This is a genomic window from Nocardioides panaciterrulae (assembly GCF_013409645.1).
GTDB classification, from domain to species: domain Bacteria; phylum Actinomycetota; class Actinomycetes; order Propionibacteriales; family Nocardioidaceae; genus Nocardioides; species Nocardioides panaciterrulae.
The window spans coordinates 4,184,124-4,206,727 of the sequence record NZ_JACCBG010000001.1; the positions used below are offsets into that span (position 1 = coordinate 4,184,124).

The following is a 22,604-nucleotide window of genomic DNA, read 5'->3' on the forward strand; positions in this document are numbered from 1 at the left end:
CGGGCGGGCGGCGTCCGGGAGCGGTACGGCGGTCTCAGCGCAGCACCCGGGCCGCGATCCAGGCGATGTCGTCGGCGGTCCGTCCGGGCGGACCGGAGGGCTGCATCACGTGGCTGAGCACCACGCGCACGACCATGTCGATCGCGGCCTCGAGGTGCGCCTCGTCGAGGTCGAGCCGGTACGCCGCGATCCGCTGCCCGATCACCAGCTTGGCCGCCGCGAGCAGCGACTCGGCGTGCGTGGTGAGCAGCGGCAGCAGCTCGGTGTCCGCGCCATGGGTGGCGGAGACGACCGCGTGCAGCAGCCGGTTGTCCTGGGCCAGCTCGAGCACCCCGCGGGCGGCGGCCCGGATCGCCTCGACCAGGTCCCCGGGACCGTGCTCCGGGCGCGCGTCGAACGCCTCCGTCACCACCCCGAGGAACCGGTCCAGCTCGTGCAGGATCATCGCCTCGGCCAGCCCGGCCTTGGTGCCGACCTCGTTGTAGACGGTCTGCCGGCTCACGCCGACCCGCTCCGCCACGGTCCCCATCGTGACCCGCGCCCACCCGAGCTCCAGGGTCAGCGCCACACCGACGTCGACGACGCGCTCGCGCATGGTCGGGACGGAGGCGTGCGCGGCGGCGGTGGTCACGCCCCCAGTCTAGGAAGGCCGGTACGCCGGGTCGGGTCCCGAGCCCGCGGGGCGTTCGTCCCTGCCCTCGGGCGGCGGGGGCGGCCGAGAGTGGGGAGCACCAGCCGACGACTCCCCGGAGGAACACACATGAAGCCTCGACTGACGGCCGCCGCGGCGGCCCTGCTGCTCACCGGCACCGCGCTCGCCACCCCGGGGCCGGCGCAGGCCGCGGCACGTCCCGGCGCCGGCGACCGCAGCCTCGCGACGGTGCTCGCCGCCGACGGCCACCACTTCGACAAGAATCCGCACGACTTCGACGTGCTCGACAAGCTGGTGACCCGGGTCCTGACCCGCAAACCGGACAGTCGGCTGGCGATCCTCACCGACGGCTCGCGACGCCTCACCGCGTTCCTGCCCACCGACGGGGCGATGCGGCGCACGATCTCCGACATCAACGACCGCCACTACGGCTCGGAGCGGCAGGTCTTCCGCGGGATCTGGAGCACCGCAGGCCTGAGGGGCACCGAGCGGGTCCTGCTCTACCACCTGGTCCGCGGTGCGACCCTCACCTACGCGCAGGCCCGGAAGGCGGCGCCGACCAGCCTGCGGACCATGCAGGGGGGGTCCGTGGACGTCCGGAAGCGGCACGGCCGGCTGCTGCTCCACGACCACAACCCGGCCTCGCCGAACGCGCGGGTGATCCCCGCCCTGCGGGACATCAACGCGGGCAACCGGCAGATCGCGCACGGGATCAGCTGGGTGATCAGTCCTGACTGAGGGCGCCCGGTCGGCACGGCGCGTCAGGCGGCGCCCACCTCGCGCTCGAGCGGCACGAAGTCGACCTTCTCCCGCACCCCGCAGTCGGGGCAGCACCAGGTGTCGGGGATGTCGGCCCAGGCGGTGCCGGCCGCGAAGCCCTCGTGCTCGTCGCCGGCGGCCACGTCGTACACGTAGTCGCAGCTCGGGCAGCGGGCCGCGAGCACCTCCGCGACCGCCCCGGGGGTGGCGTCGGGGTGCTCATCGGCGGCCACCGGGACCGGAGGCGGGTAGGCCGCGAGGAGCCGCTCGCGCCGGTGCGGGCTGAGGTTGGCCCGGCTCAGGTCGCCGTCGAAATGGGCCAGCACCCGCGGGTCCATCACGCGTCGCCAGAGCGGCGGCACGATCGCGAGCACGATCATCCCGGCGTACCCCGTCGGCAGCACCGGGCTCTCCTCGAAGTCGCGCAGCGTCTGGTAGCGCCGGGTCGGGTTCGCGTGGTGGTCGCTGTGCCGCTGGAGGTGGTAGAGCAGCACGTTGGTGGCGATGTTGTTGGAGTTCCACGAGTGCGAGGGATCGACCCGCTCGTAGCGCCGCCGCTCGCCGACGCCGACCTTCTGCCGGAGCATCCCGTAGTGCTCCATGTAGTTGACGACCTCGAGCAGCGAGAAGCCGACGACCGCCTGGACCACGAGGTAGGGCAGGATCCCGACGCCGAGCCACGCGACCAGCGCGCCCCAGAGCACCGCCGACATCAGCCAGGCGTTGAGCACATCGTTGCCGAGACGGAACGGGTGCTGCTTGCGGCGGGCGTAGCGGCGCTTCTCCAGCCGCCACGAGCTCTTCAGCGAGCCGAGCACCGTGCGCGGCCAGAACCGGTAGAAGCTCTCGCCCATCCTGCTGCTGGCCGGGTCCTCCGGCGTCGCCACCCGGACGTGGTGACCGCGGTTGTGCTCGATGTAGAAGTGGCCGTAGAAGCTCTGGGCGAGCGCGATCTTCGACAGCCAGCGCTCGTGGCTCTCCTTCTTGTGGCCGAGCTCGTGGGCGGTGTTGATGCCGATCCCGCCGATGCAGCCGATCGAGACCGCCAGCCCCACCTTGTCCCACATCGCGAGGCCGCTCGCACCGGCCGGGCCGCCGGAGATGAGCCACATCGCCCCCACGAACCCGGCGTACTGGATCGGCAGGAAGAGGTAGGTGATCCACCGGTAGTAGCGGTCCTTCTCCAGCGCCTCGATGACGTCGTCGGGCGGGTTCGAGCGGTCCAGCCCCGCCACCAGGTCGATCGCGGGGACCACGACCAGGATCACGATCGGGCCGATCCAGAACCACACCCCCCAGCCGGTCAGCGACCACATCCCCCAGCCGACGAAGGCCAGGGAGGGCACCACCAGGCCGATCAGCCAGAGGTAGCGCTTCTTGTCCGTCCACTGCGCGGTCGAGCCGGCGGGCACGGTGCTCTTGGTGGCGGGGATCATCGGGTCGCCTTCCTGCCGAGAGGTTTACAGAACCATAGAATCTGTCAACCTCCTTGACAAGGGGTGATCGGTTGTCAAGTACGGCGACCCGGCCCGCGCCCTCCCGCTCGGCTCGCCGCCCGGACCGGGTGCGGCCGGCCGCGCCGGGTCCTGCCGCGCCTCCTGGGGTCGGTCCTTCGTTCAATTGTTTGGAGATCGACCGGCCTACTAGCCAGTAACCCCCGGAAGTCCGAGCAATTGAACGGACACCCCGCGAGCGACCGAGTTGCCTTGGCCCGCACCCGGATGGATGTTGGACCCATGACCACCAGCGACCTGCCCGTCGGCATCGACTTCGGCGGCACCGGCATCAAGGGCGCCCCGGTGGACCTGGTGGCCGGCGACTTCGCGGCGGAGCGGGTGCGGGTCCGCACGCCGCACCCCTCGACGCCGGCCGCGGTCGCTGCGGTGTTCAGCGACCTGCTGGCGCACTTCCCGGACACCCGGGGGCCGGTCGGGGTGACCGTGCCGGGCATCGTGCGGCACGGCGTGGTGCACTCCGCGGCGAACATCGACGACGCCTGGCTCGGCACCGACGCCGACCGGCTCTTCACCGACGCCACCGGCCGCGACGTGCACGTCGTCAACGACGCCGACGCGGCCGGCCTGGCCGAGGTGCGATACGGCGCGGCCCGGGGCCGCTCGGGCCTGGTCATCCTCACCACGCTCGGGACCGGAATCGGCTCGGCGCTCGTGCACGACGGCGTGCTGGTGCCGAACTCCGAGCTGGGCCACCTCGAGATCGACGGCGTGGCCGCCGAGAAGCGGGCCGCCAACAGCGTCCGCGAGGCCGAGGACCTGTCCTGGGCGGACTGGGCCGGCCGGCTGTCGAAGTACTACCGGACCCTGGAGCGGCTGTTCTCCCCCGAGCTGTTCGTGGTCGGCGGCGGCGTGAGCAAGAGGGCCGAGGAGTTCCTCCCGCTGCTCGACCTCGACACCGAGATCGTTCCGGCGACCCTGCTCAACCGGGCCGGGGTGGTGGGCGCCGCCGTCTACGCCTCCGAAGCCGGGGCCGACGGCTGAGGCGACGGCTGAGGCGACGGCTGGGGCGACGGCTGAGGCGACGGCTGGGGCGACGGCTGTGGTGACGCGGAGGGCGCAGCCTCCGCCGCCGCGAACGCCTCGACCGCCCCGCGCAGGTAGCGCTCCACGACCGCGCGCTCCTCGGGCGTGAAGGACCGGTCCAGCCGGTCGAGCGCGACGAACATCGGCAGCAGGTGCGCGAGCACCTCCTCCCGGCCCGACGGGGTCACCTCGACGCTGGTCCGGCGCCGGTCCTGCGGGTGCGGGCGCCGCTCGACGTGCCCCCGCCCGACGAGCCGGTCGACCAGCCCGGTGGCGGCCGCGGTCGTCACGTCGAGCATCCGGGCGAGCTCGCCGGGGCCGGCCGGCGTGCCCATCAGGTGCTCCATCGCGACCAGGTCGGTCTCGGTCAGGCCGGCACGGCGGGCGATGGTGTGCCGCAGCCGCCCGCCGGCGGCGACCACCTCGCGCAGCGCGAGGAGGCTGCCGGTCTGCCGCCAGGACTCGACGTACTCGCCCGCCGGTCCCGCGGGCCGCTGCTCACCCGACATTTTGTTTCACCCACTTGATGTCTAATCTACTTAACAATCTACCCCGACCTCCAGGAGCGCCCCGTGACCACGACCCGGACGGCACCGGACCGCCGAGCCCGACCCTCACACCGGATCGCGGACCTGCTCACCGGCCGACGCACCGCCTGGGCGGTCGCACTGGTGCCGGTGCTGCTGGCCGTTGCCGTGATGGTCGGGGTCGGCGAGGGCGAGCGTACGACGCGCAGCACCGACGGGCTGCCCGACGGCTACGACAGCACGGCCGGGACCGCCCTGCTCGACCGACTGCCGCGGGACACCACGACCACCGCGGTGGTGCTGTTCACCGCCGACGCCGGCGAGCTGACCCGCGACCAGCTGGCCCGGCTGCAGGACGCCGCGGCCGAGCTGGGCCGGACCGGGACGAGCCCGACCGGGGCTGTGCCGACCCAGTCCGGCCCGACCCAGTCCGGCCCGACCGGGGCCGGGCCGGACCAGAGCGGCCCGGACCAGGGCGGGCCGGGGCTGCTGCCCTCCCAGGACGGCACCGCCGCCCTCACGGTCGTGGCGCTCCCGTCCGGCTCGGCGACCGAGGTGGCCGACGAGGTCGGTCACCTGCGCACCGAGGCCGACCGGCTCGCCCCCGACGGGGTGACCGCCCAGGTGACCGGTCCCGCCGCGGTCCAGGCCGACCTCGCGGCGGTCTTCGACGGCGCCAACACCCGGCTGCTGCTCGTCACCGCGCTGGTGGTGGCGGTGCTGCTCGTGGTGACCTACCGCAGCCCGGTGCTGTGGCTGGTGCCGCTGCTGGTGGTCGGCATCGCCGACCGGTTCGCCTCGGTGGCCGCGACCCAGCTGATGGCGGCCCTCGACGTGGCCTGGGACGGCTCGACCACCGGGATCTTGTCGGTGCTGGTCTTCGGCGCCGGCACCGACTACGCGCTGCTGCTGATCTCCCGCTACCGCGACGAGCTGCGCCGCCAGGAGTCCCGGCACGCCGCGATGGCCACCGCGCTGCGGCGTACCTCCGAGGCGGTGCTGGCCAGTGCCACGACCGTGGTGCTGGGCCTGCTCACGCTGCTGCTGTCGGTCTTCCCCACCACCCGCGGGCTGGGCCTGGCCTGCGCGGTCGGCGTCGTGGTGGCCGCGGCGTTCGCCCTGGTCGTGCTGCCGGCGACGCTGGTCGTCTGCGGCCGCTGGGTGTTCTGGCCCAAGGTGCCCCACCTGGGCGAACAGGTGACCAGCGAGTCCGGGACGGTCTTCCACCGGGTCGGCGAGCGGGTCGCCCGGCGGCCCGGCGTCGTGGTGGCCGGCACGCTGGTCCTGCTCGCGGTGCTGGCCACCGGCCTGGGCTCGATCCGGCTGGGCCTGGACCAGGCCGACCAGTTCCTCGACCGGCCGGAGTCGATCGCCGCCTCCGAGCGGCTCGCCCAGTCCTTCCCCGCCGGGCTGGCCGACCCGACGACGGTCGTCACCACCGACGACGGCCGGCAGGTGCTGGACACCGTCCGCAGCACCGACGGGGTGACCTCCGCCCGGATCTCGGGGTCGGGAGCCGGGATCACGGTGGTGGACGCGGTGCTCTCCACCGACGACGAGACCGGCACCCTGCACCGGTTGCGCAGCGCCCTGGCGTCGTACGACGACACCCACGTCACCGGCCCCCGCGCGCAGGCCCTGGACGCGCGCGACGCCTCCGGCCGGGACCGGCTGCTGATCCTGCCGCTGATCCTGGTCCTGGTCCTCGTCGGGCTCGCGCTGCTGCTCCGCGCGGTCGTGGCCCCGGTGCTGCTGGTGCTGACCGTGGTGGCGACCTACGTCGCCGCGCTGGGTGCGTCCTGGTGGCTGTTCACCGGGCCGCTGGGCTTCGACGCCCTGGACAGCAGCGTGCCGCTGCTCGCGTTCTTGTTCCTGGTCGCGCTCGGCGTGGACTACAACATCTTCCTGGTCACCCGGGCCCGCGAGGAGGCCGCCGAGGCGGGGTCGCGCGGGGGCATGCTGCGGTCGCTGTCGGCCACCGGCGGGGTGATCACCAGCGCCGGCATCCTGCTCGCCGCGGTCTTCGCGGTGCTGGGCGTGCTGCCGCTGGTGGTGCTGGCCCAGCTCGGCACGATCATCTGCCTCGGCGTGCTGCTGGACACGCTGGTGGTCCGCACGCTGCTGGTGCCCGCGCTGGCGCTGGTGCTCGGCGACCGGTTCTGGTGGCCGCGCCGGCCCGCGTGAGCGGGAGGCTCAGGAGTCGGCGCCGCGCACCGCCGCCGCGACGGCCTTGGGCACGTCGGGGTGGAAGACCGTGGGGATGATGAAGTTCGGGTTCAGCTCGTCGTCCTTGACCACCAGCGCGATCGCCTCGGCCGCCCGCAGCAGCATCTCGGTGGTGATCTCGTGGGCGCGGGCGTCGAGCAGGCCACGGAAGACGCCGGGGAAGGCGAGCACGTTGTTGATCTGGTTCGGGTAGTCCGACCGGCCGCTGGCGACCACCGCGGCGTACTTCTCGGCCTCGGCCGGGTCGACCTCCGGATCGGGGTTGGCCAGCGCGAAGACCACCGCGTCGTCGGCCATGTCCTGGATCCACTCGGCCTTCAAGATCCCCGGCGCGCTCACGCCGATGAAGACGTCGGCACCGGTGAGCACCGCATGCAGGTCGCCCCGCGCGCGGCGCGGGTTGGTGGCCTCGGCGAGCTCGCGGTGCGCCGGCGAGAGCGCCTCGTCGTCGGCCGACAGCGCGCCGGCCCGGTCGACGACCACGATGTCCTTCACGCCCGCCGCGAGCAGCAGCGAGACGATCGCGGTGCCGGCGGCGCCCCCGCCGGAGACGACGATGCGGACCTCGGCGAGGTCCTTCTTCACGACCCGCAGCGCGTTGGTGAGCGCGGCCAGCACCACGATCGCGGTGCCGTGCTGGTCGTCGTGGAAGACCGGGATGTCGAGGCTGGCGCGGAGCCGGCGCTCGATCTCGAAGCAGCGCGGCGCCGCGATGTCCTCGAGGTTGATGCCGCCGAAGCCGGGGGCGATCATCTCCACGGCCCGGACGATCTCGTCGGTGTCCTGGGAGGCCAGGCAGATCGGCCAGGCGTCGATGCCCGCGAACCGCTTGAACAGCGCCGCCTTGCCCTCCATCACCGGCATCGCCGCGCCGGGCCCGATGTTGCCCAGCCCCAGCACCGCGGAGCCGTCGGTGACGACCGCCACCGAGTTGCCCTTGGCGGTCAGCCGCCACACGTCGTCGGGGTTCTCCGCCAGCGCCTTGCTGACCCGGCCGACGCCGGGGGTGTAGGCCATCGACAGGTCGTCGCGGTTGCGCAGCGGCACCTTGGAGCTGACCTCGATCTTGCCGCCGATGTGCAGCAGGAAGGTCCGGTCGCTGACCTTGTGGACCTCGACCCCCTGGACGGCGTCCACCGCGGTGCGCAGCAGCGCGGCGTGGTCGGCGTCGCTGGCCGAGCAGGTCACGTCGACCACGAGTCGCTCGTGGCTGGACTCCGCGACGTCGAGGGCCATCACGATGCCGCCGGCCTCCGAGATCGCCGTGGCGACGGCGCCGACCACGCCGTGGTCGGGCGCGGTGTAGAGGCGCATGGTGATGGAGTACGACGACGTGGTGGCGGCCATGGTCGAACCTTGCTCCCGGCGCCCGGTTACCGGCAAGTCAGCTGCGACCGTAACGACCGAAATCGGGGCCGGGAGTGAGCGTGATCACGCCCGGGACCGTTGCGGCACCCCTCGGAGCAGTCAGCCCTCGAGGCCGAGGTGGCGGCACAGGTTCCGCGAGAACCGGTCGCCCATCTGGCCCATCACGCCGCGCATGGCGGCGTGCACCGCCGGCGCCGAGGCGCGCGGCAGCGGCAGGTCCACGGCGATCTCGAGCCGGGTGGACAGCGTGGTGCCGTCCTCGTGGTCGGCCAGGTCGTACCAGCCGTAGGCACCGGCCCGCTCCTTCTCCCCGGCGGGCGGGTCGTGGGAGAACTCGATGCGCTCCTTGTCGGTGAACGCCATCTGCTCGGTGAACGCCGGCGTGAGGCCCACGCCGAGCACCTGCAGGCCGCTCATCTCCCAGAACCAGTGCCGGCCGCGCTCGGAGATCCGGGTGACGAACGGCGTGAGCCGGGCGACCAGGCCGGGGTCGGTCAGCGCGTCCCAGATCTCGGCGCGGTCCGCGCCGACCACCGCCCGGGCCTCGGTCCGCGCGGAGAACCGGGTCACGCGGCCACCTCGCCGGCGTCGGCCAGCGCCGCCTCGACGTCGGCGCGCAGCGCCTCCGGCTTGGTGGTCGGCCCGTAGCGGCCGATCACCCGGCCGTGGTGGTCGACCAGGAACTTGGTGAAGTTCCACTTGATCCGGCCGCCGAGCAGGCCCTTCTTCTGCGACCGCAGCCAGCCGTACAGCGGGTGCGCGTCGGCCCCGTTGACGTCGACCTTGGCGAACAGCGGGAAGGTCACCCCGAAGTTCCGCTGGCAGAAGGAGGCGATCTCCTGCTCGTCGCCCGGCTCCTGGTGGCCGAACTGGTCGCAGGGGAAGCCGAGCACCGTGAAGCCGCGGTCGGCGTAGGCGTCGTGCAGCTGCTGCAGCCCCTGGTACTGCGGGGTGAAGCCGCACTGCGAGGCGGTGTTGACGACCAGCACGACCTGGCCGGCATAGGCCGCGAGGTCGACCTCGCGGCCGTCGATGCCGCGGGCGCGGAAGTCGGAGAGGGTGGGCATGACATCGAGTGTGACAAAGCCGTGGTCGGCCGTCGTCGTGAGCGCGATCACGCGGCCCGCGGGGCGCGAAAATGTTTCAACTGCGCGTCCACTGAGCACGTTGTTGTTGCAGGGAAGCCGGCCGACCGTCCAGCCGGGCCGGCTTTCGTCAACAGTCACAAGGAGCAGCTCGAGATGTCGTTCGTCGCCGTGTTCACCGCCACTGCCATGAGCTTCACGATCCTCGTGCCGATCGCCATGGTGATGGTGCTCCTCGTGTACGGCGCCCCGGCGCGACGCGCGGTCCCCGTGGCGTCCGACCCCACGGAGAGCCGGGCCGCCCGTCAGCGGCGCGGTGGGGCGGACCGCGGGGACGACGCGCGGGACGGGTCGCCCGCCGTGGTCACCCGGCTGGCTGCCTGACCGGCCGCCGGAGGACCCAGACCAGCAGCACCAGCGACAGCACCTGGCACAGGCCGACCACCACCACCAGGTCCGCCCGACCGCCGGAGTAGAGGCTGCCGGCGACCAGGCCGCCCAGCAGCGCGGCGCCACCCTGGAAGGCGGCGAAGACGCCGTACGCCGTGGCCAGCCGGCGCGACGGGACCAGGTCGGCCACCAGCGCCTTGACCGTGGAGTCCTGCACACCGGTCGCCGCGCCCCACACCAGCACGCCGACCACGGCGACCAGCAGCCGGTCGGCGAGCGCGAGCAGCGGGACCGCCGCGACGAGGAACGGCAGCACCAGCAGCACCCGGGCACCCACCCGGTCGTAGCTGAAGCCGGTGGCCAGCGCCGCCACCGCCTCGGCGGCCATCGCGGCCGCGTAGACGACCGGCACCAGCGCCGGCCGCACCAGCCCGGCGTCGGCGAGGTGGAAGCCGATCAGCCCGAAGGTCATCAGCCCCAGCGTGCTGGCCGCGCAGGAGACCGCGAAGGCGTAGAACACCACCGGCAGCCGACGCGGGGCGGATTCGGCGCCCGCGGTGGCCGTGTCGGCCGGGGTGGCCGTGGCGGCCGGGAGCACCTCGGGCTCGGGCTCGTCGTAGACGCGCATGTCCGGGATCCGCACCCGGACCACGCCCAGCAGCACCATCGCGACCGCGCCGGGGATCGCGAGCACCGCCAGCCCCGGCCACTGCACCGAGGCCAGGGCGATCACGCCGGCGACCAGCAGCGGACCCGCGAACGCGCCCACCTGGTCGAGGGCCTTGTGCACCGCGAAGCCCTTGCCCCGGCCGACGGCGCGCGCGGCGTGCGCCAGCAGCGCCGACTTCGACGGGCTGCGGATCGCCTTGCCGGTGCGCTCGAGCAGCACCATCGCGGCGCCGAAGGCCAGGCCGGCGGCCCCGAGGAACGGGGCGACGGCCATCAGCGGCACGCAGACCGCGGTGAGGCCGTAGCCGACGATGGTGAGCGGCCAGTAGGCGCCGCTGCGGTCGGCCAGCGGCCCGGAGACCAGCCGCAGCGCGAGCGCGGCGGCCTCGCCGGCGCCGGTCACGACCCCCACGACCAGCGCGGAGGCGCCCAGCGCCGCGAGGTAGGGACCGGTGATCGACCGGGCGCCCTCGTAGACCATGTCGGCGGACAGGCTGACGATGCCGAACCACACCACCGTGCGCCACGGCGACCAGGGCGGCGTCGACCCGCGGCTGCCCGGGCGACTCGGGCTCCCCGGGTGGCCGGTCTTCATCGGGCGCTCACCCTCGGGACGCTACCGTCGCAGCGTGGAGCAGCGGGAGTCGGCATGAAGGTGCTCGTCGCCGAGGACGAGCCGCGGCTCGCCGCGCTGCTCGAGCAGTCCCTCACCGAGATGGACTGGCAGGTCGACGTGGTGTCCGACGGCCGGTCGGCCTACGGCGTCGCGCTCGGCGACCCGTCGTACGACGTGCTGCTGCTGGACTGGATGCTGCCCGGCATGGAGGGCGTGACCGTGTGCCGGCGGCTGCGCGAGGCGGGGGTGCGCACCCCGGTGCTGATCCTCACCGCCCGCACCGGCGTCCCCGACCGGGTCTCCGGGCTCGAGGCGGGCGCCGACGACTACCTGGTCAAGCCGTTCGACCTCGACGAGCTGGTGGCCCGGCTGCGGGCCCTGCACCGGCGCTCGGCCGGCGACGAGGACCAGCCGCTGCGGGCCGGGGACCTGGTGCTGGACCCCGCCGCGCGGCGCTGCCGGCGCGGGGAGACCGAGATCGAGCTGTCGGCGCGCGAGTTCGACATCCTGCGGCTGCTGCTGGAGCGCGCCGGGCGGGTGGTGAGCCGCTACACCATCCTCGACGAGGTGTGGGACGGCGACACCGACCTGCGCAGCAACGTCATCGACGTCCACGTCGCGAGCCTGCGGGCCAAGATCGACCGGCCGTTCGGCACCGACACGATCACCACGCTGCGCGGCGCCGGCTACCGCGTCGACCCGCCGGCGCCGGCCTGACCCGGCGGACGACGGGGCGGATGACGGGGCGGATGACGGGGCGAGTGAGGGACCGATGACGGAGCGGCTCGCGCGGCTGCGGGCGCGCCTGGCCGGGCTGCCGCTGCGCGCCCGCCTGGTGGCCGGCTTCTCCGCCACCATGTTCCTGGTCCTCACCGCCGCGGGGGGCTTCGTCTACTGGCGGGTGCAGTACGCGCTGGACCGGCAGCTCAACGGCGACCTGACCAGTGACGCCCACCGGGTCGCGCCGTACGTCCGGCCGGACGGGAAGGTCGGGCCCGGGGTCACCAGCGTGGCCGGCGGCGAGCTCTACCAGGTGCTGGACGCCCAGGGGCGGCTGCTGACCGCCAGCCCCGCGATGCCCCAGCACCCCCTGATCTCGCCGCAGCGGACGGCGGCGGCGCTGGAGGCTCCGATGTTCCGCAACATCGGCGACCTGCTGCCCACCACCAAGGACCCGCTGCGGGTCTACGCCACCGCGCTGCCCGGGGACCACCGGGCCGCCGTGCTGCTGGTCGCGGTGCGCCGCGACCACCGCGACGAGGCGCTGCTCGAGCTGCTCGCCCAGCTGGCCCTGGCGGGGCTGGGCGCGCTCGTGGCCACGGCCGTGGTCGGCGACCTGTTGGCCCGGTTCGCGCTGCGGCCGGTCGAGCGGTACCGCGCGCAGGCCGCCGACATCGCCTCCGGCGCGGCCGGGGTCCGGCTCGACGTGCCCCCGGGCCGCGACGACGAGGTGACCCGGCTCGGCGACACCCTCAACGCGATGCTCGAGGCGCTGGAGGGAGCCGTGGAGCGGGAGCGGCGGTTCGTCGACGACGCCAGCCACGAGCTGCGCACGCCGCTGACCCTGCTGACCACCCGGCTGCAGCTGGCCCGCCGGCGACCGCGCACGGTCGCCGAGCACGAGGCCGTGCTGGCCGAGATCGAGACCGACGTGGTCCGGCTGGTCCAGCTCGCCGAGCACCTGCTGGAGGTCGGCACCGGTGGCCGGGTCGACGACGGCGGCTGCGACCTGGCCGCGGTGGTCGGCGCGGAGGTCGAGCGCCGCAACGCCGTGGCCCGGGCGACCCTCGGGGCGTCCCCGGTGCGCGCGACGCTGACCGAGGCCGCGGTGCCGCTGTCGGAGGCGGCCGCCGGCCAGCTGGTCGCCAACCTGCTGGAGAACGCGCAGCGGTACGGCGCCGCGCCGGTCGCCGTGGTCGTGGACCGGGTCGCCCAGCTGGTGTGCCTGCAGGTCAGCGACGCCGGCCCGGGCATGGAGCCGGAGCTCCTCGAGACCGCCACCCGGCGGTTCGCCCGGGCCGACTCCGCCCGCGGCCGCGGCGGCTTCGGGCTCGGGCTGTCGCTGGTCGAGACGCTGGTCAGCCGCGCCCAGGGCGAGCTGCGGCTGTGCTGCCGCGGCCACCACGCGCGGTACGGCGCCCGCCTCGACGTGCCGTGCACGCACGGCGAGGAGATGACCGTCACCGTGCTGCTGCCCTCGCTGGAGCAGGAGGCCTGACCGCCTCGGGTCGAACCGACCGGACGCCCGGGCCGGACGCCCGGGCCGGGTGCGTCAGCCGACCAGCAGCCCGCGCACCTCGGCCACCTCGCGGTGACCCACGGGGTTGGCGTGCCCGTCGAGGGCGACCACCACGAGCCGGTCGCCGAGGTCGAGCAGCAGCTCGTCGCCGTCGATCTGCGTGATCTGGCCGCGGATCAGGTAGGCCCCGTCCTCGAGCCGGTCCAGCAGGCCGCCGGGCTCGCCGGGCGCGACGTCCGCGACCGCGACCGCGCGCAGCCGCGGCCGCAGCCGGCTGCGGAAGCGCCAGAACAGCCAGACCAGCAGCACCAGCAGCAGGTCGAGGCCCACGGTGATGACCAGGCCGGCGTGGGAGCGCACCTGCCCCTGCACCGTGTAGACCGAGGGATGCCCGGGCAGCACCCGGACCTCGACCCGGTGCCGGGCCAGCGCCGCGTCGTACGCCGCCCCGTCGACCAGGGCCAGCCAGGTGCCGTGCTGGGGGTCGATCCGCTCGGGATAGGAGAAGGAGATGTAGTGCTGGGCGTCCGCCCCGGAGCCGATGACCCGGCTGGCCACCAGGGGCACGGTGAGGTCGGTGCCCCGGTGCCCGAGCTCCCAGCGCTGGAGCGCGCTGTGCGCCCACGGCAGGTTGATCATCACGACCAGCAGGGCGACCAGCAGGACCGCCTTGGGTCTCGGGCGACGCTTCATGGGCGTCAGTATCGCCCGCCGCCCCCCGCCGGGCGCCCCCGGGAGGGCGCCCGGGCAGGGGTCGGGGACTACCCGGCCTGGTCGGCGGCCTGGCGCTCGGAGTCCGCGCCCTCGGTGGCCAGCCGGCCACCCTTGTCCTCCAGGTGCGCGCGCACGAACCAGTGGAAGAGCTCCAGCTGCTCGGTCTGGGCGATGAACATGTCCTGGGTGACCAGGTCGAGCTCGTCGAGCTCCTTGATGCCCTCGCGGTAGCTGGTGATCACGCCCCGGTAGACGAGGTCGAGCGCGCCGAGGTGCTCCTGGGTGCTGGCCCGGCCGATGGAGTACTCGTCCCAGCTCCGGGCGGCGACCAGCGCGCCGGGGGTGCCCTGCGGCGAGCCGCCCAGGGTCGCGATCCGCTCGGCGAGGTCGTCGGCGAACCCGCGGACCGCCTCGACCTGGGGGTCGATCATCTCGTGCACCGCGATGAAGTGCGGGCCGACGACGTTCCAGTGCACGTGCTTGAGCGTCAGGTGCAGGTCGTTGCAGGCGTTCAGCCGGTCCTGGAGGAGCTCCACGACGCGCGACGCGTCCGCCTCGGTCAGGCCGGGAGTGGTGAAGTGCAGCTTGGAGTTGGCAGACATGTCCCCCCGATACCCAGCGGCGGGGCCGGGCAAACGACGTACTGGTTGAAAGTCGCACCACTCGGGGCGGAGGGAGGCGCCGGTCACACCCGCCTCTCGAGACACCACGATTCACCGTCCGCTCATCCGCCGGTACCTAGCGTCCGCCCGGTGACCACACAACTAGCAGTCGACGCCGTGGCCGTGACCAAGGCCTTCGGGTCGGTCCGCGCGGTGGACGACATCACCATCCAGGTCGCTCCCGGGGAGGTGTACGGCGTGCTCGGGCCCAACGGCGCGGGCAAGACCACCTTCCTGCGGATGCTCTTCGGCCTGATCCGCCCCGACGCCGGCACCCTCCGGGTCTTCGACAGGTCCTGGGACTCCGACGGGATCGGCGTCCTCGACGGCGTCGCCGGCTTCATCGAGGCTCCCGGCTTCTACCCCTACCTCACCGGCCGCCAGCACCTCGAGGGCCTCGCGCTGCTCGACGGAGGCGCGCGGCCCGGCCTGGTCGAGGAGGTCCTCGACGTCGTCGACCTGACCGACCGTGCCGACCGCAAGGTCGGCGGCTACTCCTACGGCATGCGCCAGCGCCTCGGCGTGGCGGCGAGCCTGCTGCGCGAGCCTCGGCTGCTGGTGCTCGACGAGCCGGCCAACGGCCTGGACCCCGCCGGCATCCGGGACATGCGGGCGCTGGTCAAGCGGCTGGCCGCCAGCGGACTCACGGTACTGCTGAGCTCGCACAACATGGACGAGGTCGAGGAGATCTGCGACAACGTCACGATCATGAACCGCGGCACCGTGGCCTTCCACGGCAGCATCGCCGACCTGCGCGCGATGGCGCCGGACCCGGGTCACCTGCTCGACACCACCGACAACGGCCGCGCCCGCGAGATCGGGGCCGCCCACCTCGGGGTGCAGGTCGAGGCGACCGAGCCGGACCGGGAGTCGCTCACCGTCGTCGGCCCGCAGCCCGCGGTGGCGGCGTACGTCGCCGACCTGGTGCGCGCCGGCATCCAGCTCAAGGCCTTCACCCCGACCCGCACCCCGCTGGAGTCGCTCTTCTTCATGCTGACCGCCCAGGAGTCTGCCAAGGAGGCGGCCGCATGAGCGCGACCTCGACCCTGCCCGCGGCCGGCCCGGTGACGGCGGGCACGCCCGGCCGCCCCGGTCTCGGCGGCGCCGTGCGTTGGGAGCTGCGCAAGCTGCGCGCCCAGCGTCGCACCAAGGCCGTGCTGCTCGGCGCCCTGCTGGGGCCGATCCCGATCGCGCTGATCATCCACGCGCAGGGGAAGCCGCCGAAGGACACGCTGATGGGCCGCTACGCCACGACCAACGGCTTCGCGCTGGCCCTGCTGGTCCTCGGCTTCGCCGCCCAGTGGGTGCTGCCGCTGCTGACCGCGGTCGTGGCCGGTGACATCTTCGCCGGCGAGGACCAGCACGGCACCTGGAAGACCGTCCTGACCCGCTCGGCCAGCCGCGCCCAGCTGTTCGTCGCCAAGGCCGTGACCGCGGTCGGGTTCGCCGTGCTCACACTCCTGATCCTCTCGACGTCCACCATCGTCAGCAGCATCCTGGTCGGCGGCCACCAGCCGCTGATCGGCCTGAGCGGCCAGCTGGTCCCGTCCTCGACCGCCCTGCAGCTGGTCGCCGCGAGCTGGCTGACCACGATCCCCCCGACGATCGGCTTCGCCTGCCTGGCGATCCTGCTCTCGGTGTGGTCGCGCAACCCGGCCGTCGGCATCGCGACGCCCGTGGTCATCGGCATGGTCATGCAGCTCGTCGGCGCCATGGGGGGCGTGGAGGCACTGCGCCCCTACCTGCTGACCACGCCGTACGAGGCCTGGCACGGCCTGCTGGCCGCGCCGCGCTTCACCGGCCCGCTCCTCGAGGGCCTGCTCACCTCGGGGGCCTGGGCGGCCGTGACGCTGGCCATCGCCTACGCCCTGCTCCGCCGTCGCGACATCACCGGAGGCTGACATGCGACGTTCACTCATCACCGCCCTGGTGGCCCTCATCGTGCTCGTGGGACTGGGCTCGGTCGCCGTCGCCACCGGCAGCGGAAGCACCGTGACCAAGGCCCGCCTCGAGCGGTCGCTGACCACGTCGTTCTCGCAGGTCTACAGCCAGCAGGCCAAGCTCCTCGGGCACAAGGGCGTCACCCCCGCCACGATGCACGCCAAGGCGATGTGCGACGACGGCGCCGACAACGTCGGTCCCGGCTCCAGCTGGAGCTGCCTGATGAGCTGGCACGACCCGAACACCCCGATGCCGTCGACCGGCTACGGCCACTTCGAGCTCAACGTGCACAGCAACGACTGCTACACCGCGGGCAGCCCGAGCTCCCTGGCCGGGTTCCAGACCATCACCGACAAGCAGGGACGCACGGTCAACAACCCGGCGTACGAGTGGGACGTCTGCTTCGACCCGGGCTCGTCCAACGCGCCGACCGGGGTGAGCTTCCCCTCGGCGCTGATGCTCACCGCCACCTCCTTGGCCCCGGACGCGCAGGGCAGGGCCACCGTCCCGGTGTTGTGCGCCACCGGCGCTCACGGCTGCGCCGGGTCGATCGCGGTCACCACCGCGGACGGCCGCAAGCTGGGCTCGGTGCCGTTCGACCTGGCCGAGAACGAGACCGCCAAGCTGACGCTGCCCGCCCTGCCGGCCGGCGTGAAGTCCGTGGACCTCGCCCTGACCTACCAGCGCGGCGTCGGCTCCTCCGGCACCACGCTGCCCGTCACGGGCGGCTGATCGGGGCACTCACCCCGTCGGGGGCTCCGTTGCGCGTTCGTACGACGCACCGGAGCCCCCTGTCGTGGCCGGTCCCGGTCATGGCCGCATCCGACCTCTCCCGCAGGTCCGCGTCCGCTCGGAGACTCGTGGCACCCCACCTCGAGGAGCAGACATGACTCTCGCCCGACCGACCCGCATCGCCCTGGTCCTGGCCGCTTTCCTGGCCGTAGCCACTCCGGCTACGGCGTCCGTCCGGGCATCCGATCCTGCCGTGACCAGGGTCGACGCCGGACCCACGGCGGCGGGCTACAGCGTGACGGCTGCCGTGGGACCTGACGGCCAGGACTGGGGCTGGGAGTGAGCGCGCCCGGGCAGTTGTGCTGATGCAAGTGGTCCTGGTGCGGTGGCGTCCACGGACCCCCGGGTGGACGACCGCCCGGCTGCACACGGTGCTCGACGCCAGCACCGCGCCGGCCGACCAGATCGCACACGTCCGCGTCGAGGACGACGCCGAGGAATGGCGGCTGGCCATGTTCGTGCACAGCCCGACCGCAGGGATGGCTCGCGCGGCGGTCCAGGCGCTGGTCATTCGCACCGCGGCGTCGCTGCCCGTGCGCCCCGATGTGCTGGACGTCGAGGTCGTGACCGAGTGGTTCCGGCTCCCGCGCTGAGGCCGTCGACCGTGCTGCGGTCGCCTGAGCTGTCACACCAGGTCGTCAGCGCACAGCCAGCCTGCTTCCATCGCGCGGGCAGCCAGCTCGAAGCGGCTCCTCGCCCCGAGCCGCTCGGCGAGGTTGTCGCTGATGCGGCGCACCGTGCGTTCCGAGACTCCCAGACGCCGGGCGACCAGGTGGTCCGTGTCGCCCTGGACCCACCCGCGCAGTGCCTGCTGCTCCTGCTCGCTGGGACGCTCCGGCTGGCGGGCACGGCGCTGACCGAGCGGATGGGCCCCCTTCCAAACGGACACGAACAGCGCGGACAGGGCTGCGACGATGCCTCGTCCCGAAACCAGGAGGGCGCCCGCTGAGGAGTCGTTCTCGTCGAGCGGCACCAGCGCCAGCTCGCGGTCGACCACGAGCATCCGCAGGGGGAGGGTCGGCACCGTGCGCACCTCCGCGCCGCGCTCGGTGAGCCACCGCGCATGCTCGATCGAGGCCTCGTCGTTGCGGACGCTGTCGAGGTAGACCGTGCGCATCCGCACCCCGCGGTCGAGGGTCTCCTCGTTGAGCGGGCGCGAGCGCGACATGTTGGCCGCGGACTGCGGGCCGCCGGGGCTGAAGGACCAGATCTCTCGCTGGCACTCGCGGGCGAGGTCGGTGATCCGGTCGCGAACGGCGCTGACCCCGAGGAGCCGCTCGGAGTCGGGCGCCGTCGACCCGGCAGGAGCGGAGCTGCGCAACGCGAGAAGCTCGGTGATAGCCGCCCGGCTCTGCTCCACCTGGGCTTGCTGCTCGGCCAGCGCGACCTGACGCCGCGTGATCATCGCTGTCAGAGCGACATCGGGATCCGTCAGCAGCGGGGGGTCGGACTCCGCACCCGGACGTGCCCAGCGGACCAGTGCCAGGTCAGCGAGGTCGTCGAGTGCGGCGCGCAGCTCCGCCTCGTCGATCCCCAGGGCCGCCTGCAGCCCGGCCAGGTCGAGCCCGGGCCTCTCGAGCATCAGCGTGTAGACGACCCGGGAGGAAGCTCCCAGACCCAACAGCTCCAACGACATGCGCGTCCCCCGAGTGGATCCGGGACGCCCGCCCTCGCGGGCGTCGGCCGCGTCAGGGTAGCCGAGCAGATGTGGCCTGGGGCACACGGGCGGCCAGGCGCGGACCGGTCAGCCACGCGGCGACTGCGCAACCCGTCAGCGCAGCCAAGGCCGCGAGCACGAAGCACCAGCGGGCGCCCAGATGATCCACGACCGGACCACCGGCTGCCACACCGACTCCGAACGCGGCGATGGTCGCGGTGTCGACCCACGCCGACGCACGCGCCCGGACCGCGTCCGGGGTGGCTGTCTGGAACGCGGTGAAGGCCGAGGTGCCCGAGATGCTCTCGCCCATCCGGAAGCCGATCACCGCGACGGCAGCGATCACCAGGTGCGGCGAGCACGACGTGACGAGCAGGAAGCCGCCCTGGCAGGCGAGAGCGATGACGAGGAGCCGCCGAGTGGTCGCCACCTTGAAGAGCCGGACCGCCAGAGTCGCACCGGCCAGGCTGCCGACACTGCCGAGCGTCAGCAGCGTCGGGTAGCCGATCGTCGGCGTGTCCAGCTCGCGCGCCAGCCCCGGCAGCCCCACCCAGAGCAGTCCCGCCCCGAGCTGGATCACGACCCAGAGCAGCATGAAGGTCGGCACTTGGGGGAAACGCGCGAGGAGGGAGAAGAACGTGGCCGTGACTTCCTCTGGGGAAGGGCCTGCGTCGCGGGACGCCTGGAAGCTTCCTCGCAGGCCCGAGACCATCCAAGCTGCGGCGAGGAAGGTGGCGGCGTCGAGGACGAAGACCCACCTCACGTCGGCGGCGGCCGCGATGAGACCGGCGACCACGGGGCCGGCGATCGTGCCGACGAGTCGGTACTGGCTCACCATGGCACTGGCCGTGCCGAGGTGCTCGAGACGCACGAGATTGGGCAGGGCGGCGCCGGCGGCCGGGAAGTAGAACGACTCGACCGCGACCGCGACCGCCGCCACGGCGACGAACGCCGCGAAGTCCGTGGTGCCGGCGAGGAGCAGGTACAGCGCGGCCGCGCAGAGGTCGGAGACGACCATCACGCGGCGCCGGTTCCACCGGTCGCCGGCGACGCCCGCGAGCGGCGTCGCCAGCGCGTCGACCACGACGGTCAGCGCGAGTGCGAACGAGACCGCAGTGGCCGACGAGGTGAGCGCCTGGGCCCGCAGGACCAGGGCGACGAAAGCCGCCCGGGTGCCGAGCTCGGTGACAAGCCTGGTGAAGGCAAGCCGTCGCACGCCGGCCCGCTCGCCGGGATCGAGCGCCGCGAGCTGCCTCGAGCCGAGCAGGCGGACGGCTGTCGTCATCGCGCTCCCCCGCTCCTCCAGCCGGCTTCGAGGACCGCACCGGCTGCGCGGTCCAGGAGATCGTCGCAGAGCGCAGCTGCCTGGCCTTCCGCCTGGTACCCGCAGCTGACCCAGCGTTCGGCGATCTCCGCTTCTGGCGCGTAGCCCGAATCGAGGTCGCCGACCTCGAACCCGGACTGACCTGCGGAGTCCCAGCAGCTGTAGAGCTTGCCGTCCGCGCTCACCACGGCACCGTCGCGGCCGCCAACGGTGTCGCAGTAGCGACACGACTTCGCCACGACAGGCGGGTCGACGCGGAAGCCGGCCGACAGGGCACGCAGGTGCCAGTCGATGAAGTGGCGCTCAAGGTCGTCGGCGGACGCCGTGGCGTCAAACCCAGTCTGGTTGGCGTCCACGACAGCGAAGTGGAGACGACACCTGCGAGGGTCGATGCGGCGGCCGACTTCGTCGATCATCTCGGCGATGCCGGTGGCGTTCGCCAACGTCACGTTCACCCGCAGGTTGAAGCTCAACGAGGTGTGCTCCACCGCGTCGCCCACGTTGCGCAAGATGGTGTCGAAGGTGCCGCGCCCCCGGTGGTCCACGCGGACCATGTCATGCTCGTCGCGCGGTCCGTCGAAGGTCACCTGGACCTCACTCATGCCGAGCTCGACGAGCCGGATCGCGGTGCGTCGGTCGAGACGCACGCCGTTGCTGACCATGTGGGCCCGGAACCGATCGAAGGAGCGGAGCTCCTCGAGCAGGGCGTAGACGGCGCGCGGGTTGAGCAGCGGCTCGCCGCCGAAGACGAGCAGGTCCAGGCCGTCGTACTCACCCAACTCCATCTGCCGCCTGACGAAGCCCCCGATCCGGCCGGCCACCTCGGGCGTCAGCGTGCGGGACGGGATCCGGCCCGGCTGGAAGGGGTTCGCCTCGTTGAGGGTGACGTTCTGGAAGCAGTAGCCGCACCCGAGGTTGCAGGCCGTCGTCGTCAGGACGGTGAGGTGGTAGCGCGGCAGCGGGCGCGGGCCCTGCGCGGCACGCAGCAGCGGGGTCAGGCCGGGCCGCAGGCCGCCACCGCGCCCGACGGCCCAGCGGGGCAGGCGCACGGCGCTGCCGGCGTCGATCATCCAGTGTGTCGAGGGGCCGGTGACGATGCGCATGCGGATCCTTGGGTGGTGGGTGGGACGCCCCCGCCCCGTCGGCACGTCGGCGGACAGGGCGGGGGCGGCTGGGCCGGCTCAGGCGCGGGCCGGGCACTTGTCCTCGAACATCTCGGTGCGCGAGAAGCCGAGCACGCGGGCGAGCTTCGCGGTGATCGTGGTCATGAGGCCACCTCCTTCCCGAGGTCGTGTCCGGTGCTGGTGCGCACATCCTTCGGCCGCCGGCGCCGGTGCCAGAAGTGGTCAGATGCGGCCGCACCACCACGAGGCCGGAACCGGACACGAGCCGGCGCCAGGTGCACCCGACGCGCGGGGCCCTGACCGGCCCCGACCAGCGGTGCGGCGTAGCCTCGCCGCGTGCACCTGCTGCTGGTCGAGGACGATCCCGTCATCGGTGAGGCGACCAAGCTGCACCTGGAGCGACACGACTACGACGTCACCTGGCTCACCGACGGGCTCGACGCTGGCACGCGCTGAGCCGGGACGGGGGCACGACCTTCGGCCTGGTGCTCAGCGACGTGATGCTGCCGGGCATCGACGGCGTCACCCTGTGCCGGCGGGTCCGGGAGTCCTCCACCGTCCCGTTCGTGATGATCTCGGCCCGCGACGACGCGGTCGACGTCGTCGGGGGTCTCGAGGCCGGCGCCGACGACTACGTCACCAAGCCCTTCGACGTGCAGGTGCTGCTGGCCCGGCTGCGCAGCGTCGTACGACGGGCCGAGGGACGCACCGCGGACGCGGACCAGCCCTCGCGACCGGAGCAGATCGGCTCCCTCACGCTCGACCGGGACGCCCTCGAGGTGTTCCGCGACGGCGAGCGGCTCTCACTCACCCCCACGGAGCTGCGGCTGCTGCTCGAGCTGGTCGACGCCCGCGGCACGGTCCTGTCGGCCCAGAGCCTGCTCTCGCGCGTGTGGGACTACGACGAGTGGACGACCGACAAGCACCTGGTCACCGTGCATGTCCAGCGGCTGCGGGCCAAGGTCGGGGCCGAGGTGATCGAGACCGTGCGCGGTTTCGGCTACCGGCTGCGCCGCTGACCGGGACGACGAGCGGGGACGACTGGTGGGACGAGGGGACGGGGGGAGGCGTCGGCGGCCGGGGTTGCGGCTGCGGATCGCCGCCACCCGACACGCCCGGACACGGCCGGCCGACATGCAGCGCACGAAAATGCACGAAGGCCCCGGAGTCATCCGGGGCCCTCGATGGTGATGGTGCGCGAGGGGGGAGTTGAACCCCCTTCGGGCTTGGCCCTTGACCAGCGAAAACGGCCTCTGACCTGCGCGTTCTCGTTTGTCTCTGCTGATTGTAGACCCTTGCTTTGTGTCTCTGTGTGTATC

General features: G+C 73.2%; 23 protein-coding genes. 11 read left to right on the plus strand and 12 right to left on the minus strand.

Features of this window, described 5'->3' with window-relative positions:
- Positions 1-34 precede the first annotated feature (34 nt).
- Complete coding sequence (locus tag BJZ21_RS19985) at positions 35-631, minus strand: TetR/AcrR family transcriptional regulator (protein WP_343052247.1); 597 nt, start codon at positions 629-631, stop codon at positions 35-37.
- A 129-nt stretch (positions 632-760) separates the two neighbouring features.
- On the opposite strand from BJZ21_RS19985, the gene BJZ21_RS19990 reads away from it, so the two are divergent.
- A complete protein-coding gene (locus BJZ21_RS19990) occupies positions 761-1,390 on the plus strand; it encodes a fasciclin domain-containing protein (protein WP_179665360.1) in 630 nt (209 codons plus the stop codon).
- Between the two features lie 23 nt (positions 1,391-1,413).
- Here BJZ21_RS19990 and BJZ21_RS21590 read toward each other — a convergent pair whose 3' ends face one another.
- Positions 1,414-2,847: a fatty acid desaturase gene (locus BJZ21_RS21590; protein WP_179665361.1), complete on the minus strand. Its 1,434-nt coding sequence runs from the start codon at positions 2,845-2,847 to the stop codon at positions 1,414-1,416.
- A gap of 300 nt (positions 2,848-3,147) precedes the next feature.
- On the opposite strand from BJZ21_RS21590, the gene ppgK reads away from it, so the two are divergent.
- Complete coding sequence (gene ppgK / locus BJZ21_RS20000; protein WP_179665362.1) at positions 3,148-3,909, plus strand: polyphosphate--glucose phosphotransferase; 762 nt, start codon at positions 3,148-3,150, stop codon at positions 3,907-3,909.
- On the opposite strand, the gene BJZ21_RS20005 is transcribed toward ppgK, so the two are convergent.
- Positions 3,879-4,460 (minus strand): MarR family winged helix-turn-helix transcriptional regulator, encoded by a 582-nt coding sequence (locus BJZ21_RS20005; RefSeq protein WP_179665363.1) that lies wholly within the window; start codon positions 4,458-4,460, stop codon positions 3,879-3,881. The genes ppgK and BJZ21_RS20005 overlap by 31 nt on opposite strands.
- Before the next feature lie 63 nt (positions 4,461-4,523).
- Between BJZ21_RS20005 and BJZ21_RS20010 the strand changes: the two genes are divergently transcribed.
- Positions 4,524-6,662: an MMPL family transporter gene (locus tag BJZ21_RS20010; RefSeq protein ID WP_343052248.1), complete on the plus strand. Its 2,139-nt coding sequence runs from the start codon at positions 4,524-4,526 to the stop codon at positions 6,660-6,662.
- A 9-nt stretch (positions 6,663-6,671) separates the two neighbouring features.
- Here BJZ21_RS20010 and BJZ21_RS20015 read toward each other — a convergent pair whose 3' ends face one another.
- From BJZ21_RS20015 to BJZ21_RS20025, 3 genes are all read right to left on the minus strand, one after another.
- Positions 6,672-8,051, minus strand: coding sequence for an NAD-dependent malic enzyme (locus tag BJZ21_RS20015; protein WP_179665364.1), 1,380 nt, complete (start codon positions 8,049-8,051; stop codon positions 6,672-6,674).
- 120 nt (positions 8,052-8,171) lie between these two features.
- Entirely contained in the window at positions 8,172-8,642 is a 471-nt protein-coding gene (locus BJZ21_RS20020) for an SRPBCC family protein (protein WP_179665365.1), read from the minus strand.
- The gene (locus tag BJZ21_RS20025; RefSeq protein WP_179665366.1) at positions 8,639-9,139 is read right to left on the minus strand and encodes a glutathione peroxidase; all 501 of its coding nucleotides are present in this window, start codon (positions 9,137-9,139) and stop codon (positions 8,639-8,641) included. Before BJZ21_RS20025 ends, BJZ21_RS20020 begins: the two co-directional genes overlap by 4 nt.
- Positions 9,140-9,313: 174 nt before the next feature.
- On the opposite strand from BJZ21_RS20025, the gene BJZ21_RS20030 reads away from it, so the two are divergent.
- Complete coding sequence (locus tag BJZ21_RS20030) at positions 9,314-9,541, plus strand: hypothetical protein (protein WP_179665367.1); 228 nt, start codon at positions 9,314-9,316, stop codon at positions 9,539-9,541.
- Here BJZ21_RS20030 and BJZ21_RS20035 read toward each other — a convergent pair.
- Positions 9,522-10,811, minus strand: coding sequence for an MFS transporter (locus BJZ21_RS20035; RefSeq protein ID WP_179665368.1), 1,290 nt, complete (start codon positions 10,809-10,811; stop codon positions 9,522-9,524). The two genes, BJZ21_RS20030 and BJZ21_RS20035, sit on opposite strands and share 20 nt — an antisense overlap.
- A gap of 54 nt (positions 10,812-10,865) precedes the next feature.
- Here BJZ21_RS20035 and BJZ21_RS20040 point away from each other — a divergent pair, with 54 nt between their 5' ends.
- Positions 10,866-11,549, plus strand: a complete 684-nt coding sequence (locus BJZ21_RS20040) for a response regulator transcription factor (protein ID WP_179665369.1) — start codon at positions 10,866-10,868, stop codon at positions 11,547-11,549.
- A gap of 55 nt (positions 11,550-11,604) precedes the next feature.
- The gene (locus BJZ21_RS20045; protein ID WP_179665370.1) at positions 11,605-13,050 is read left to right on the plus strand and encodes an ATP-binding protein; all 1,446 of its coding nucleotides are present in this window, start codon (positions 11,605-11,607) and stop codon (positions 13,048-13,050) included.
- Positions 13,051-13,104: 54 nt separating this feature from the next.
- Here the strand turns inward: BJZ21_RS20045 and BJZ21_RS20050 are convergent, their stop codons facing one another.
- Both BJZ21_RS20050 and BJZ21_RS20055 read right to left on the minus strand, forming a co-directional pair.
- Positions 13,105-13,764, minus strand: coding sequence for a hypothetical protein (locus BJZ21_RS20050; RefSeq protein ID WP_179665371.1), 660 nt, complete (start codon positions 13,762-13,764; stop codon positions 13,105-13,107).
- A 68-nt stretch (positions 13,765-13,832) separates the two neighbouring features.
- Complete coding sequence (locus tag BJZ21_RS20055; protein ID WP_179665372.1) at positions 13,833-14,387, minus strand: Dps family protein; 555 nt, start codon at positions 14,385-14,387, stop codon at positions 13,833-13,835.
- 150 nt (positions 14,388-14,537) lie between these two features.
- Between BJZ21_RS20055 and BJZ21_RS20060 the strand changes: the two genes are divergently transcribed.
- From BJZ21_RS20060 to BJZ21_RS20075, 4 genes are all read left to right on the plus strand, one after another.
- Positions 14,538-15,479, plus strand: coding sequence for an ATP-binding cassette domain-containing protein (locus tag BJZ21_RS20060; protein WP_179665373.1), 942 nt, complete (start codon positions 14,538-14,540; stop codon positions 15,477-15,479).
- Positions 15,476-16,348 carry an ABC transporter permease gene (locus BJZ21_RS20065; protein ID WP_179665374.1) on the plus strand — a complete coding sequence of 291 codons (873 nt, stop codon included), beginning with the start codon at positions 15,476-15,478 and terminating at the stop codon, positions 16,346-16,348. Before BJZ21_RS20060 ends, BJZ21_RS20065 begins: the two co-directional genes overlap by 4 nt.
- 1 nt (position 16,349) lies before the next feature.
- Entirely contained in the window at positions 16,350-17,120 is a 771-nt protein-coding gene (locus BJZ21_RS20070; protein WP_179665375.1) for a hypothetical protein, read from the plus strand.
- 365 nt (positions 17,121-17,485) lie between these two features.
- Complete coding sequence (locus tag BJZ21_RS20075) at positions 17,486-17,773, plus strand: hypothetical protein (protein ID WP_179665376.1); 288 nt, start codon at positions 17,486-17,488, stop codon at positions 17,771-17,773.
- Between the two features lie 32 nt (positions 17,774-17,805).
- Here the strand turns inward: BJZ21_RS20075 and BJZ21_RS20080 are convergent, their stop codons facing one another.
- Genes BJZ21_RS20080 through BJZ21_RS20090 form a run of 3 tightly spaced genes read right to left on the minus strand, consistent with a single transcriptional unit; the run spans position 17,806 to position 21,264 of the window.
- Positions 17,806-18,816 (minus strand): LuxR C-terminal-related transcriptional regulator, encoded by a 1,011-nt coding sequence (locus BJZ21_RS20080; protein ID WP_218851572.1) that lies wholly within the window; start codon positions 18,814-18,816, stop codon positions 17,806-17,808.
- Between the two features lie 52 nt (positions 18,817-18,868).
- Complete coding sequence (locus BJZ21_RS20085; RefSeq protein ID WP_179665377.1) at positions 18,869-20,122, minus strand: MFS transporter; 1,254 nt, start codon at positions 20,120-20,122, stop codon at positions 18,869-18,871.
- Positions 20,119-21,264 carry a radical SAM protein gene (locus BJZ21_RS20090; RefSeq protein ID WP_179665378.1) on the minus strand — a complete coding sequence of 382 codons (1,146 nt, stop codon included), beginning with the start codon at positions 21,262-21,264 and terminating at the stop codon, positions 20,119-20,121. The genes BJZ21_RS20085 and BJZ21_RS20090 overlap by 4 nt, the downstream gene beginning before the upstream one ends.
- Positions 21,265-21,770: 506 nt before the next feature.
- Between BJZ21_RS20090 and BJZ21_RS20095 the strand changes: the two genes are divergently transcribed.
- Positions 21,771-22,304 carry a winged helix-turn-helix domain-containing protein gene (locus BJZ21_RS20095; RefSeq protein ID WP_343052249.1) on the plus strand — a complete coding sequence of 178 codons (534 nt, stop codon included), beginning with the start codon at positions 21,771-21,773 and terminating at the stop codon, positions 22,302-22,304.
- The last annotated feature ends 300 nt before the right edge of the window (positions 22,305-22,604 follow it).